Annotated in this window: 18 protein-coding genes; 10 read left to right on the top strand and 8 right to left on the bottom strand. The window is 35.7% G+C overall.

The features are described from left to right. Positions 1-114: 114 nt before the first annotated feature. Positions 115-924, top strand: a complete 810-nt coding sequence (locus tag J663_RS14230; protein WP_017403101.1) for a pyrroline-5-carboxylate reductase family protein — start codon at positions 115-117, stop codon at positions 922-924. A 15-nt stretch (positions 925-939) separates the two neighbouring features. On the opposite strand, the gene J663_RS19080 is transcribed toward J663_RS14230, so the two are convergent. Both J663_RS19080 and J663_RS14225 read right to left on the bottom strand, forming a co-directional pair. Then, a complete protein-coding gene (locus J663_RS19080; protein WP_002117441.1) occupies positions 940-1,056 on the bottom strand; it encodes a hypothetical protein in 117 nt (38 codons plus the stop codon). A gap of 178 nt (positions 1,057-1,234) precedes the next feature. Continuing rightward, on the bottom strand, positions 1,235-1,720 hold the full coding sequence (locus tag J663_RS14225; protein ID WP_031944142.1) for an Lrp/AsnC family transcriptional regulator: 486 nt from the start codon (positions 1,718-1,720) through the stop codon (positions 1,235-1,237). 365 nt (positions 1,721-2,085) lie between these two features. Between J663_RS14225 and J663_RS14220 the strand changes: the two genes are divergently transcribed. Continuing rightward, complete coding sequence (locus J663_RS14220; RefSeq protein ID WP_002117457.1) at positions 2,086-2,853, top strand: class I SAM-dependent methyltransferase; 768 nt, start codon at positions 2,086-2,088, stop codon at positions 2,851-2,853. A 284-nt stretch (positions 2,854-3,137) separates the two neighbouring features. After that, complete coding sequence (locus tag J663_RS14215) at positions 3,138-3,476, top strand: hypothetical protein (protein WP_014206236.1); 339 nt, start codon at positions 3,138-3,140, stop codon at positions 3,474-3,476. Between the two features lie 264 nt (positions 3,477-3,740). Here the strand turns inward: J663_RS14215 and J663_RS14210 are convergent, their stop codons facing one another. Both J663_RS14210 and J663_RS14205 read right to left on the bottom strand, forming a co-directional pair. Beyond that, the gene (locus J663_RS14210) at positions 3,741-4,244 is read right to left on the bottom strand and encodes an AAA family ATPase (protein ID WP_033850525.1); all 504 of its coding nucleotides are present in this window, start codon (positions 4,242-4,244) and stop codon (positions 3,741-3,743) included. Then, positions 4,241-5,149, bottom strand: coding sequence for a hypothetical protein (locus tag J663_RS14205; protein ID WP_033850523.1), 909 nt, complete (start codon positions 5,147-5,149; stop codon positions 4,241-4,243). The genes J663_RS14210 and J663_RS14205 overlap by 4 nt, the downstream gene beginning before the upstream one ends. A gap of 201 nt (positions 5,150-5,350) precedes the next feature. Here J663_RS14205 and J663_RS14200 point away from each other — a divergent pair, with 201 nt between their 5' ends. After that, entirely contained in the window at positions 5,351-5,941 is a 591-nt protein-coding gene (locus J663_RS14200; RefSeq protein ID WP_228132955.1) for a hypothetical protein, read from the top strand. 607 nt (positions 5,942-6,548) lie between these two features. Then, a complete protein-coding gene (locus tag J663_RS14195) occupies positions 6,549-7,109 on the top strand; it encodes a TetR/AcrR family transcriptional regulator (RefSeq protein ID WP_033850519.1) in 561 nt (186 codons plus the stop codon). Between the two features lie 68 nt (positions 7,110-7,177). Here J663_RS14195 and J663_RS14190 read toward each other — a convergent pair whose 3' ends face one another. Together J663_RS14190 and J663_RS14185 are read right to left on the bottom strand one after the other, a co-directional pair. After that, on the bottom strand, positions 7,178-8,113 hold the full coding sequence (locus J663_RS14190) for a metal-dependent hydrolase (protein WP_033850516.1): 936 nt from the start codon (positions 8,111-8,113) through the stop codon (positions 7,178-7,180). Positions 8,114-8,414: 301 nt separating this feature from the next. Then, positions 8,415-8,648: a DUF2171 domain-containing protein gene (locus J663_RS14185; protein WP_002113991.1), complete on the bottom strand. Its 234-nt coding sequence runs from the start codon at positions 8,646-8,648 to the stop codon at positions 8,415-8,417. Between the two features lie 249 nt (positions 8,649-8,897). Here J663_RS14185 and J663_RS14180 point away from each other — a divergent pair, with 249 nt between their 5' ends. The 4 genes from J663_RS14180 to J663_RS14165 are packed head-to-tail and all read left to right on the top strand — an operon-like array spanning position 8,898 to position 11,908. Beyond that, complete coding sequence (locus tag J663_RS14180; protein ID WP_050598824.1) at positions 8,898-9,911, top strand: acyl-CoA/acyl-ACP dehydrogenase; 1,014 nt, start codon at positions 8,898-8,900, stop codon at positions 9,909-9,911. Beyond that, entirely contained in the window at positions 9,899-10,693 is a 795-nt protein-coding gene (locus J663_RS14175) for a PIG-L deacetylase family protein (protein ID WP_033850513.1), read from the top strand. Before J663_RS14180 ends, J663_RS14175 begins: the two co-directional genes overlap by 13 nt. After that, on the top strand, positions 10,668-11,267 hold the full coding sequence (locus tag J663_RS14170; protein WP_033850511.1) for a class I SAM-dependent methyltransferase: 600 nt from the start codon (positions 10,668-10,670) through the stop codon (positions 11,265-11,267). Before J663_RS14175 ends, J663_RS14170 begins: the two co-directional genes overlap by 26 nt. Next, entirely contained in the window at positions 11,264-11,908 is a 645-nt protein-coding gene (locus tag J663_RS14165; RefSeq protein ID WP_033850510.1) for a glycosyltransferase, read from the top strand. The genes J663_RS14170 and J663_RS14165 overlap by 4 nt, the downstream gene beginning before the upstream one ends. Positions 11,909-11,912: 4 nt before the next feature. Here the strand turns inward: J663_RS14165 and J663_RS14160 are convergent, their stop codons facing one another. After that, on the bottom strand, positions 11,913-12,275 hold the full coding sequence (locus J663_RS14160) for a DUF3592 domain-containing protein (RefSeq protein ID WP_033850508.1): 363 nt from the start codon (positions 12,273-12,275) through the stop codon (positions 11,913-11,915). Positions 12,276-12,517: 242 nt separating this feature from the next. Between J663_RS14160 and J663_RS14155 the strand changes: the two genes are divergently transcribed. Next, positions 12,518-13,765, top strand: coding sequence for a mechanosensitive ion channel family protein (locus J663_RS14155; RefSeq protein ID WP_005070199.1), 1,248 nt, complete (start codon positions 12,518-12,520; stop codon positions 13,763-13,765). 72 nt (positions 13,766-13,837) lie between these two features. Here the strand turns inward: J663_RS14155 and J663_RS14150 are convergent, their stop codons facing one another. Beyond that, positions 13,838-14,242: a hypothetical protein gene (locus J663_RS14150; protein ID WP_033850505.1), complete on the bottom strand. Its 405-nt coding sequence runs from the start codon at positions 14,240-14,242 to the stop codon at positions 13,838-13,840. Positions 14,243-14,280: the final 38 nt, after the last annotated feature.

Raw genomic sequence — 14,280 nt, 5'->3', positions numbered from 1 at the left:
TCTTATTAAAGTGGGTTCTTTATTCAGACGGTCATCATTAATTCAATATACATAATTAAATTATAGATAATATTTGTTGTTATAAACCTCTCTTAAGAAAGGAAAACATTTTAAATGTTAAGTGCAGTACAACCTAATATTTGTTTTATTGGCAGTAGTAATCTAGCTTTAGCGTTAATAGGAGGGTTGGTTTTAAAAGGATTTAAAAAAGAAAAAATACACCTCATTGAAGAGAAAAAGATTAATGATACAAATGCTTTAAAGCAAAAAGAAAATGGACTAAAAAAAGCTGAAATTGTTGTTTTGCTACTAGAGCCTAAACAGTTAAAAGAGACACTTATACCGCTAAAAAAATGGTTAGCTAGTAAAATTATAGTTTCTATGATGGCGGGAGTAGATATTGCAAACTTGACTCGTTTTACGGGTTCGAAAAAAATTGTTCGTGTAATTTCAAATCCGCCTGTGCTGACGCATACGGGGACACATGTGCTTATTGCTTCAGAGCAAATGGACCAGCTTGATAAAGACCTAATCGAAATGCTGTACTCTGCAACGGGTCAGACTTTTTGGGCGCCGTCTGAAACGCAGTCAGACGCAATTATTGCTTTGTCTGGTTCTGGGCCGGCTTACTTTTTCTATATTTTAGACAGCATGATAAAGACAGGGGTTTCTTTAGGACTTGATAAACAATTTGCTCTAGATTTAGCACTCCAAGCGGCTAGTGGCGCAGTTGAAATGGTCCGTAAAAGTAATGTCCCGCCAGCGGATCTGTGTGGCAAGGTGACCTTGGCTAACGGGATTACCGAATCAGCACTCAGAATGTTTGAGCTAGGAAATGTATCTGATGATATACGTTTAGCTATGAAGGCCGCATATCATCGTAGTAAAGAAATCACTTCAGAAATTATTACTGAGGTGAGTTAGCGCTTCTTTAGCAAACTAGGCCTTTAAAAAGTATTCCCAAATTACGAAGCCTAAGCCAAACCCAATAAACGAGTAGAGAGTAATAATAAAGAATACAAAACTGGCCTTATTTTTTTTCTTCAAAATGTTCATGGCGATGCCTCCAATTCAGATTAATTACATTTTGAAGAAGTGATGGCTGTAATCATAGATACAGAATTTTTTAAAAAAAATATAACAGAGCTATCATCTGTTATATTTTCTAGGTTTTTCCTTAATAAATATTTTAAAATCAATAAATTAAAGATTTAACTGTCAGCGTTTAACCTTTTTATTCAATTAACATTAAATCGGCTGTATTAGCAGATTTGAGAGGGCGTAGGGCGAAGGTCGAACGGGTGTGGCGTATTCCTTTAATTGAATAAAGTTTCTTTCTTAAAAATCGTTCGTAATGGTCAGCATCTTTGACTGCTACTTTAACCAGATAATCATAGTCACCTGTGACGAGATGCGCTTCCACTACTTCAGGTATATCTGCTAATGCTTCACTGAAATTTTCTAGCATTTCGTCATCATGGCGCTCTAAAGTAATTTCAATAAAAAAAACTTCATGAATGCCAATCGCTTTTTGGTTTACGTTTACTGTATATCCTTCAATAATTTTTAAAGTTTCCAGACGTTTCAGGCGAGTCCAGCACGGAGAAGATGAAAGACCTACTTCTTCGGCCAGTTGAGCTACAGTTAAACGGCCATTTCCACGTAATGCAGATAAAATTTTCCGATCTATACGATCTAGTGTGTATTCTGTTCTGTTCAAAATATAAACCAAAGAAGAATCTTCTGATAAAATTCAATATACTTCATTTTTATGCTGCGAATGTTTAAAAATTTTAAAAAATACAGGAAACATTTTGAGTCAAAGGTAAATACACTATTTCTATGCATCGAACCTTTCTGGATAGAGGTTGGGATGGAGCAAAGAGCACTGTTTCAGTAAGGGTGACTAAACAGTGCTCTTTGCGGATTTCTTATTAATCTTTAAATCTTATTTTTATTAACTGGCATGACATATCAAAACAAATCAAATAATAACTTTTATTTATCAATTGAAGAAAAACTAATCATTATTTTTTATCTAACTTTTCCTTTAATGTAATTCCATTACAAAGGAGGAGCAAGGTTATGATCACCCAGCATGATATAAATCAAAAACAATATCAAAATAAATCTCTCGACTATTTAAATAGCCAAGCTCATTCTGAAGGTATTGAATTTAATAAATTTATTAATGAAATTCAGAAAATTGAAAAAGCTGTAGTTCTTGATTTAGGCTGTGGTGGTGGGCATGTTTCTTACAATGTTGCTCCGCATGCGGACCTTGTTTTTGCCTACGATTTATCTCATGAAATGTTAGACACCGTGTCTAAGACGGCTAGCCAACGCAAATTAAAAAATATCTTTGTGCAGCAGGGCATTGCTGAAGATATGCCTTTTAGTGATCAGCAGTTTGATGTGGTTATTAGCCGATATTCTGCGCATCATTGGCAACATGTTCCGACTGCCATGAAAGAAGTAAACCGCGTGCTTAAGCCAGATGGTATTGTTATTTTTGTAGACATTATTAGCTCTAGCTCGCCAATATTAGATACGTTTTTACAGACCATCGAAACGATTCGAGACCCAAGTCATGTACGAAACTATAGTGTGAAAGAGTGGGTCTATTTTATTGAAGATGCAGGCTTTGATTTGGTGGGTTTAGACAAACAAACGCTTTCGTTAGACTTTGATAGTTGGGTAAAGCGAATGAAAACGCCTGAAGATCAAATCAAAACTTTACGTTATTTGCAGGAAGGTTCATCTGACCTTGTGAAGAAATATTTCAAAATTCAAAATGACGGTAGCTTTGAAAGCCATGTGGGTTATTTTGTCTTTAAGAAATTAGGGTTTTAACGTAGTGTTATGAATAAGGGTTTTAGTAGATTAGAAATGGATTAAATATCACTAAAACTCTTTTTTCGAATAACTCGAATAATATTAAAGATGGTTATAAAACAAATTTAATATCATTCACTTGATAAAAATTAATCACCCAATTTTATTAAGGTGATTAAGTATTCAAAAGAGATGAGGGTTATCCCATTTTCTTTATTATTAATAGACACTTATAAATAATTATTATTTAATACGCCCGCAATATTATCACTAATACTTTTAATAACTTTGTCGGGGAAATAATGCGTAATTTTTTAGTAACGATTTTCACTTTATTCGTAGCAACATCAATTTATGCTGCTCAAGAGTCTAGAAATCTTCTAGAGCAAACACAGTGTGAGAAAGCAGTAGAGCTACATGGTTTTTTAAGCCGTGCTCAGCTCGATTGTAATTATCACTATTACTCAGAAGAGTTAAAGGATGCTGCCGCAAAATGTACTAAACATGACCTTGGTGAAAAATACGGTAGAGAGGTTATGAAATTTGGTATGAAGGAATTTGAAGAACGTAAGAAAGCGGATACACAGGGACACTTTTGCCATAAGGTTTTAAAAGAGTTCCCAAAATATATTAAACAATAAAAAATAAGGTTTTAAAAAACCCGATTCTAGAAAGCCGATAAGATGGATTTAATTATCCATTTTATCGGTGTATTACTAAATATAATCTGCCAATTAAAATAGAAAATAAGTTTCAAAAAATCCACCTAAGATCATATTGACACATATAGTCGCTCTTATTATTCTCTGCGAAAGAACGGAGGAGGGACGCCTTGTGCGTGCCAGTTCCTAGATGACTGGTCTGTTAACCCACCTCCGTTCTTTCATCATGATTTCATAAATGAATTAATTGTTTTTAAAAATAGTCTGAATAATATTTATAGCTTTTGAAAAGTTATTAAAAGGAATAGTCTTTTTAGAGAGTTGAGCATTACTACTCAAAAATTTTTCTAAACGTTTATCAAAACTATGTGAAAACCAAATCAGTTCTAATGTATTTTTTAGATTTTCTTTGGGTTTCTTGCGTGTAAATATAGACTTTAAATAACGTTGTAAAAGCCTTATTGTTCTTAAATAAAAAGGAACTTCCATTTTTAAAATTAAAGAGCATTCAAGAAGTAATGGAAGTAAGCGTTTATCGTAAGCTCCTTCTACAATCCAGCTATCTTGTAAGGCGATTTCTTGAGTACCACTTGAGATTGTTTCTTCCGAATTCTTTACAAACTCAGTTCCACTTATATTCCAGTAGATTTCATCAAACCCATAAGTTGATATCTTTAATTCATCAGCTAATTTCTTAGTGATAGTTGTTTTACCAGCACCAGAAGGGCCTACAATACAAATTTTCATGACTTATAATTTTGTAGAATTACGCCTTGTTCAATAGCGTTTGAGATAAAATGGAACTGAGGGGAGTTAAGTTTGGCTTGATGGATTTTTTGTTTATTACCAAAAATTTCAAGTCCTAATTTACCAACATTATAAATACCTGCTAGGCTTCCTCCAGTTAACAACATATCTCCAACAGTTGCACCTATTTCCCATAAAGTGGGTTTATTATTTTTTATATCAGCAATAATTGGTTTTAATGAGTATGCAGGGAAGCGAGCTGCAAAAACATCTTGATAATCTTTAATAGCTTTATCAAAAGCAGTGATTTCATATTGTTCAGCTAATTCTCTTTTATCTTTACTATCAAAATTACTAATTTTTTCGAATAACTTGTATTTTTCATAATGTAAGTTATCAAGTTGTTCAATATTGTCTTCTCTAAATCTTCTTAACACATCAATCGGAACATATTTACTAGGATATGGTAAGCATTCTGCAATCTTAATCCTAATAGCATGTGCTTCTAAGATTTCTTCGGAATCTATGCCATTAAAGCTATCTGAAACATTATTGTAAATTAACCAATCAAATTCTTTATTTTGCTTTTTTACACTTTGGCAAGCTATAAGTGATTCTAAAGCCAGTTTTTGCATTTGGGATGAATGTACAGATTCAGGTGGAGCATTTTGAAAAAAATCTACTACACCATTGCTCCGGAATTGATCAATAAGTGGATTGGAAAATTGAAACATTGGGATCTGGGTTATAATTATATTATCCCAATATAAGCCATAGTACATTAAATCTTCATCGTGCAATTCTTTAGCTACAATACCATTTTCATTTTTAACTCCACCTGCACCTGATAAAATCAAGCCTTTTTTTTCTCTTCTTTTTTTAAAGTGAATAATATTATCAACCATTTAAAATTCTCTACTCAAGCTATTTAATTTTACTTAAATTAAAAATGAATATTAAAGAATAAAAAAATTTTAATCAAAGAAATTATTTATGAATTTTATTGACAAAAAAATTAATTAATAAAAAATATTAAAGTTTTTTATAAGAATACTTTTAATATAGAAAATTTTTTAAAAATTCTTGGGGTGTTAATAGTTCCGATCATGGTTGTCTTTTTAAATAATAGACTTGCTAGACTCAAACATGAACGTGAAATTAAGGCTGAGTTCCTGAAATTAGCAGAGGAATTTGAACATGAAGAAGTGGAGAGGAGATCAATACTTTACAAAGATAGATTAGCTAAATCTCTCTTCAATCATGATACTTTAACATATAGGGAGGCGAAGTTCTTTGCCCAATACGAAAATGCGGATTTATGGATTAAAGAATTCATTAAAGTTCGAGGGCGACTGAAACGTATAGGAGATAAGGAAGAGAATATTAGTGGTTTTACTATAAAACACACTAAATCAAAAATCTTTTATTCAGTGTTAGGGTATATATTTTTTACATTTATAGGCTTAATTCCTTTTGTAAAATTCAACATATATATGCAGCAAATTAGTAGTTATTTTCAAGAAGGGATGTATTTAAATCTATTTTTAAAGATTTCAATCTTTTTAATATGCTTGGTATGTGGGTTCCTTTGTCTAAAATATATAGAGAAATCAGCAGATAGCTGGCTTTTTCTTCATACTTTTAAGAAGGAAGCTTTTAAATCGAAAAAGCAGGACGAGCACATTAGTGAATTATAGAGTATAGATACTGATATCTAAGTTTGTAAAACTCTTGTTATTTAAAGAGGTTTTTTTATATTCAGTATATGATTTCTTTAATTCAGAATATTGACACCTAAAACCCCTCCGATTATCCTTTGCCTGCTGGCCACATTGCCAGTCGGTTTTAGCAGACCGAGAGCGTATAGCGCATCAAAAAAGCAATTTTTTGGTGGCGAACTCGTTCGTCCCCCATTCGTAGCGGTAGGACGGAAGGGGGACGCCTTGTGCGTGCTGGTTCTATATGCCCAGTCTGCTAACCCTCTTTCGTTCTGCCACCATAATCATTTAGCAGTGATTGGCAGAAATTTTATGCATATAGGATTTCATTCATGCCTACTTTTTCTAAATTGACCTACGCCAAAGTCTCACTATTTATATCGTTTAAATACTCTATAAATTGGTTCAATCGACTCTAGGTTTTCTACACTTTAAGAATCTAAAAGTCAGCAACTATAAAACTTGAGATAGGTCAGCACGCCATTTTGTGCGGCTTTTGCATGCCTGTTTTTAGCACTCATTTTAAGAGTGACGGCATTTCTATCTCATTTACATACAACAAAAAATTATTTTAAGCGGTATATCTATGCCAAATTTACAATCTTCCTTTAAAGCATTAAAAGTGCTTTACGTAGCAAAAGACTTATTTAATCACTATGGGTTTCATAAAGTTGGTGTCGACCGAATTATTAGTGAAGCCAAAGTTTCCAAAGCCACTTTTTATAATGCCTTTCACTCAAAAGAACGGCTAATCGAGAGGTGTATCAGTTTCCAAAAAGACACGCTAAAAGACAAAGTGTTTTCAATTCTCTATTCTTACAATGAACTTATGGTGCTGGATAAACTTAAGCAAATTTACTTTTTACATGCGAGTTTAGAAGGGCCATATCATTTACCCTTTAAGGCATTGTTTGAAATTAAAAGAGTCTATCCCAAGGCCTATGGCGTTACGATTGAGTACCGAACTTGGCTCATCAATGAAATTTATAAACTACTTTTAACTGTCAAAACTACTGCCTCAGTCGAAGACGCTTACATGTTTTTATGTATGATTGACGGGGCGATGTTCCGACTTTTTGAAAAAAACAGCATTGATGAAAGCGCGCTAGTTCGATTGTTTCTTTTTAATCTGTGTCGGTCTAGATAACTCTTAAACGAAAGAAAGCCTCCCAAAAAGGAGGCTTTTCTTAGCATTTAATTAAGTGCTTAGCTCAATTACACAGGTTTTGCAGCCTGCGCCATACCTTCAAAATATTGAACCGCAGGCGAGCGAGCCATATAAGCTAAAGCTTGCTCGGTGTCTCCCTCATGAATTGGGTTAAATTTTGGAGAAACCCATCTTAACGTCGCTTTCCACAAATATTTAATGGTCGGTAAGTTGTCTGAGCGAGTTGCGGTTTTTTCAAATTCACGAATAATTTTGAAGTAGCCACAGCGCATCAATTTTTGAATATCTTCGTGTTCTAAATCTTGCTTACCTAAACTACGGGCAAAGTCAGCAAGGAAGTAAATAAACAGTGGGAAACCCGCCGCCATAATCACTTGGCGCGACACATAAAACCCAAACTTGTTTGTCAAAAGGTGCTCAAATAAATCATAAGCAACACAGCGATGTTCAACTTCTTCAGCCAAATGCCAACGGAACAAATCTGCCATAGCAGGGTCAGCTTGGTCCCAAGTCTTACTGTCCAGCGTCCATTGACCAATGGTTCCCGTAAAGTGCTCGATTGCAGCAATCACGCCTACCCGAAAAAGTAACCAATATTCATCAAGCTTTTCGCCTTTTAAAAATGGTATGCCTAGAGGTTTGTCACCCAATAAAATATTAAAAACAAAATGGGCACGGTTGAGTGTTTCTTGAATGTCGTAACCATTTTCACGTAAGAAGTCCTGTGCTTTTTCATGGGCACGTGCATGAGCAGCTTCTTGACGGACAAATCCAATCACTTCTTGTTTTAGTGTTTCATCGGTAATTAAGGGCAGGGTTTTATTAAACACACGGCAAAACCAAAATTCACCAGCGGGCAAGAGCATGTTGATGCCATTGGCGACATGCGAGCATAGAGGATCATTCGGCATCCAACAGACCGATGATTCGGTAAAATCGAAATGGACCTTTCTTGCTTTAAGCTGATGATTCCCTGTGATCATATATGTCACCCTATTCATAATTGTTCATTTAATGCGAATGGACAATTTTTAGCATTAAGTAAAATTGATCACCATGTGCTTAAGGGACAAAATGAGTCTCAAAAAGGTTTGTAGAGATAAAAGCAGCTCTGTTAAAGACTGGGTAGATTTGACACAACACGAGGGTAAGCTTTATTTATTTTAAATATGAGATGAATAAAAAAAGCTCCTTAATAAAAAGGAGCTTTGGTTTTTATAATTTAAATTTTTAATTATAAATTTATTTTATTTTAATCTAGCTAAAACTAGCTAGCTTAGAAGTTTAGATCGCTTGCCACTGATCTTTAACTTCCTCTGAATTTTTATTCAGAATAACCTGATCTTCTTTTACTTCCCCAATCCACCCAGTAGGGATGAGGTGATGTTGACCACTTTCGTCTCGGGTGAGTTTTAACTGGTTTTCACCATCGAGATGGTCCACAGTACCTACTTTAGTACCACATGAAGCAATAACATCTGCGTGTTTTTTAATATCATTAATATTTAAAGTGTTCATTTTAGACCTCTTCTTTGGAAATAGAAAAACGGTAAGAACTAAACTACTTTAAATAATCGATTAAATGTTGAGTTTTTAATAAACCTTACATGATCGGATTATAAGTTCACTTAATCGTGATATTTGAGTAACAGTGAAATAATTAGATATAAAACTAATAATATTTTTCTTTTTATTACAATTTATATGTTTATCTAAACAGAAATCTTTAGTTATGGTTGGGTTAAGTCTTATAAATAATTATTTGCAATGAATATTAAAATACCTATAAACATGACGATACTAAGCAGTTTGAGTGAATTTGAAGCTGCCCTAGCTGAAGATAAAAGTAAGCTTCGTATAAATTTACTTTTTCAGCTTGTAAATTTAACTCAAAATTTGCCTCATCCAGCTTCGGGTCAGACGTATCAACGTTGGCAACTTTTTGCGCAGATTGCTGGAGTCGACTTAAGTCTAGCCAAGCTTTTTGAGTCTCATTGTGATGCTTTAAGCATTTTAAATGAATTGGGTTATCAACAAGAAATAGATGACCAGACTTGGGCAGTTTGGGCAGCAGACGGTGGACCAGCACCATTGCAAATAAAAGACAATCTTTGTAATGGCATAAAACCTTGGTGCTCTGGTGCTGAATTCATTGAAAAAGCTTTAATAAGTTATAAAGATCAGCAAGGGCAGGCGCAGCTTTGTATTGCCGACTTAAGTCATCCATCCATTACAACCGACTTAAGCCACTGGAACGCTGTAGGTATGCATGCGACACAGACTGCGCAAGTAACTTTTAAAAATACACCTGTTAAATTGATTGGTCAGCCAAATAGTTATTTAAAACGCCCAGGTTTTTGGCATGGTGCAGCAGGTGTAGCGGCCTGTTGGTATGGTGCCGCCGTGCGTCTAGCTAACTTTTTGCAAGAAAGCTGTCAGGCAACTCCGAATCCTTATAAAAAATTATATTTAGGTGAGGTCGCTCAGCAGCTAGAAATCACTAAGCAGTATTTTCAATATGTTGCCAAGCTCATAGACCATAAACCAACGCTAAGTCATGAGCGGGAAATACGCATATTACGTGCTCAAACAGAACAATGCTGCCTGAGCATTATTGAGCGAGTAGGGAAAGCCTTGGGTGCTCGTCCTTTTTGTGAAGATGCCACATTTGCTCAGCTCATGGCTGATCTGCCTGTGTTTATCAGGCAAAGTCATGCTGCTTTTGACTATGAACAAATTGCAGAACTCTGTGTGTCGGAGCAAAGCTTATGGGAACTTTAAAACATCCATTGGTTGAAGACCGCGTTATTTTTGGTGAGGGTACGGCCAAAGAGCAATGGTTAAAGGCATTTAAAGAACAACCGTTAGCAGCTTTAGATCTTGAGCTATTTCGCTCAAAAAGAGTGGTGATTGTCGCGCCACATCCTGATGATGAAGTGCTTGGTTGTGGCGGATTAATGCAGCAACTTATTGCACTGAACTGCAAGATTTTGGTTTTAGCGGTAAGTAACGGCACCCAAAGTCATCCTAACTCTACAAAATATTCTCTAGATCAGCTTAATATTCTTCGTCCGCAAGAAAGCTTGGCAGCCTTAAATTGTCTAGGCGTAGCAGAGTCAACCGAGCGTGTAGAGCTTAATTTGTTAGATGGCCAGATCCATTTGCAAACTGATCAACTGCGGCAGAGTTTAGATAAGTTAGTTCAAGCCGACGATATTCTAATTTGTAGCTATGAATTTGATGGTCACCCAGACCATGAAGCAGTAGGTAAAACCGTAAAAGCCTATGCAACCGCTAAGCAACTACTTTGTTTACACGTATTAATCTGGGCTTGGCATTGGGCAGAGCCTTTAGACCCACGCATTGATTGGCACCGAGCAAAAGCATTTTCCTTAACACAAGAACAGCTAACTAAAAAACATCAAGCAATTTTGCAGTTTAAAACCCAACTAGAAGCAGATGAAAGCACGGGGAATGCCGCAGTGCTATCTCCAAGTGCGATTAATCGTCTTTTAATGCCTTATGAGGTTTATTTGAGTGATTCATTCTCGCGTGTACTTTGAAGATTTATATCGTCATAACAGTGATCCATGGGGCTACGACTTTCATTGGTATGAAGCTCGTAAAAGACAAATTTGTCTCGCACTGCTGACAAAACCCCGCTACCTAAAGGTGCTAGAAGTCGGCTGTTCAAATGGACATTTAAGTTTTCATTTGGCGCAAAGAGCCGAGGAGTTACTGTGTATAGATGTCTCTGCGCGTGCTGTTCAATTGGCGTCCGCACGGCTACAAGAGTTTGAGCATGTTGTGGTTGAGAACAGGAAAATACCCGAAGACTACTCAATTCAAAAGTTTGACCTGATTTTAATTAGTGAGATGGCCTATTACTTATCGGCAGATGAATTGCATCAGTTTATTGAAAAATTAAAGCATAGTTTAAATGATGACGGTGAGATTCTGTGTTGTCACTGGCGCCATGAAATTCAAGATTTTGAATTAAATGCAGAGCAAGTCCATCAAGCTTTTCAGCAACATTTTCCATTTCATCATTACCTCAGTTTAAACGATCCAGATTTTATGATTGATCTGTGGACGGCGAACACTTCCTCTTTAGCACAGCAGGAAAAACTAAGATGAAAATAGGTATCGTCATTCCAGCGCATAACGAAGAATACTATTTATCTTCCTGTTTGCAATCTATTCAGGTCGCCATAGATAATATTTCTGGTTATGAGGTAGAAGTGCTTGTTGTACTCGATAGCTGTACAGACCAGTCGCGGTTGATTGTCCAAAGCCATCACATTAACTGGATTGAATGCAACTATGCATGTGTCGGCAAGGCGAGGGATTTAGGAATCCGGCATTTAATCGGGCGTGGTGTAACTTGGATTGCATGTACCGATGCAGACACTGTGGTGAGTCCAGATTGGTTGCGTTATCAAATCCAGCATCAACCCACAGATGCAATTTGCGGTACTGTAACGCTAGACGATTTTAGTCATCTCTCTATAACGAAACAGCAAAAATATTTAGCGCACTATAAAGATCAGATGGACCACGCGCATATTCACGGGGCAAATTTAAGTTTTAGTGCAGAGGTTTATCTTTTGGTTGGTGGCTTTGAGCCTATCTCATGTCATGAAGACGTGTCTTTAATCAAAAAATTGATCAATCATTGTTGCAATATTACTTGGAGCAATCTGGTTCGAGTAACTACAAGTAGTCGTTTAAATGGACGCGCACCTCAAGGTTTATCCTACTTTTTAAATAATCTCTAATGACCTAAATCATCACTTCACCCAATATCGAAATATTCTTTAAATTTTTGGGATCATATTTAATTTTGATAATACTACCCAGTTTATATTTATAGTGATCTTGCTTAGCAATAAGCACCTTTAGATTTTCAGTAGTGATTTGGCCTTGCTCAGTTTGGAATTTCAATTTGATATAACATAAAGGGCGATATTGCACCTTAGCTAATGAGTCTTGAAAATATACGACCTCGGCAGAAGTCATCTTTCCTCTTTTATAAATTAAAAATCTTTGAACCTGACTTTTAAGAAAAAAGGTCCAAGCAATATAGATAAACAATAAGCTGAACCAGACTGTTCCAATAAAAGTCAAAAAATCAGAAAATTTCACTCACTCAAACCAGAATTATTCGTTTAACGCCTTATTCTAAATGAACTGATAAGCCTGATCTAGTTTATATAATTGGTCTAAAACATAAGCAAATGAAGCTTTAAAATTAACGGATCATAATTAAATTTGGGCAGGGTATATAACTTAGTTGTTGTATTTATGACTACATATGTAAACAAACCTTATGAGAACCGTTCTTAACCCCTAAAATTCTACAAAAGAAATTTTAAAGGTGTATAGGTTTGGATTTTTTAAATTTTTTCCGTGATATTCGGGGTGAGTTAAGTCAATATCCTTGGCTAGAAATGTTGGTTTCACTCACGATTTTGATTTTATTTGCTGCAATAGCAAATTTTATTGCCAAACGCATTATTGTTCGGGGCGTTCGTCATTTAGTCACAAAACTCAAATCACCAAATCAGTCTATTTTTGCTCAGCATAGCGTTATAAAGAAATTTGCAAATATTGTTCCTGCCGTTGTGATTATGAACGGTATTGCAACGGTTCCTCATCTATCTCCGAAGTTTATTGCTTTTGTAGAGATGGCGGCGCAAGCATTCATTTTTCTTACACTCGCGCTTACGGTCAGCGAGCTGTTAAATATCTTTAATCTTATTTATCAGCGTAATCCAAAATCTAGAAACAAACCGATTAAAGGTTACTTACAACTGGTTAAACTCATTTTATTTGTTGTCTGTGGCCTTATGATTTTGGGAACATTCCTTAAAAAGGATGTGTTCACTTTACTTGCAGGTTTTGGTGCAATGGCAGCGGTATTAATGCTGGTTTTCCAAAACACCATTTTGTCTTTGGTGGCGAGTGTACAAATTGCCTCTTATGACATGGTACGTATTGGAGACTGGATTGAAATGCCATCACTCAATGCAGATGGTGATGTAATTGATATTTCACTGCATACAGTGACTGTTCAAAACTTTGATAAAACCTATACCACCATTCCAACCAATAAGCTCGTGACCGACACATTTAAAAACTGGCGTGGTATGAGCAATTCGGGTTGCCGTCGAATGAAGCGTTCACTTTTTATTGACCAAAGTAGCGTTCATTTCATGAGTGATGAAGAGCAACAAAAGCTCAAAGACTTTTTGTTGTTAGATCAATACTTAAATGCAAAGAACTCTGAAATTGAAGAATTCAATAAGCATCTAAGCAATCAATCTCGTTACAACAAGCGCCGTCTAACCAATATTGGTACATTTAGGGCCTATGTAGAATTTTACTTACGTCAGCACAAGGGCATTGCTCAAAATCAAACCATTATTGTTCGTCAATTACAGCCGACCAGCCAAGGTTTGCCGTTAGAAATTTATGCATTTACCAACACAATTGCCTGGGTTTCTTATGAAGCAATTCAGTCAGACATTTTTGACCATTTAATTGCGATTCTTCCCGAGTTTGGTTTACGTGTTTACCAAGCACCTTCGGGTCATGACTTGCAAAGATTGACGGCAGAAATTCATCCAAGTTAAGTTTTAGGCTGCTAAACGAATTTTAAAAAGCTCCCAGACGGGGGCTTTTTTACTCATACTCTTGACAAAACCTTATCCAGCAAACCAAATATTCTGATGATCACACATGGGACTCAAATGTTTAATGCGTAGATTGTCTTGCTCAAAATCACCAATATTTCCAGCAATATCTAATATGCCCCCTAAGCCGATCTGCTGACCTTTATAACTTAAAGTGCTTTTTTCAGCATCCCACTGAGCGCTATGTTCTGGAAAGACAATGAGTATATCTTTCACATAAAGACATCCTTGCTTTAACTCCAAGTTTCCTTTTAAGCGTGCTGAACCAGAGAAACCATCGTACTGATAGGCTGGGAGTTTCACAGCATTGGTACTGTCGTTTGCTTCTTGTTGATGACATCCTGCAACAAGGGCAAATACAACCGTGTAAAGCAATTTATTATTAATACCCAATTTTGTTCCTATAGGGATTTGCATATATTTGATAGTAATTGTCTAAAGTTGCATATCAATCT

The sequence above is a fragment of the Acinetobacter sp. 826659 genome, from assembly GCF_000588515.1.
GTDB classification, from domain to species: Bacteria; Pseudomonadota; Gammaproteobacteria; order Pseudomonadales; family Moraxellaceae; genus Acinetobacter; species Acinetobacter pittii.
Note: the sequence above shows the minus strand (reverse complement) of the source record. Positions and strands in the feature narration are given on the sequence as shown.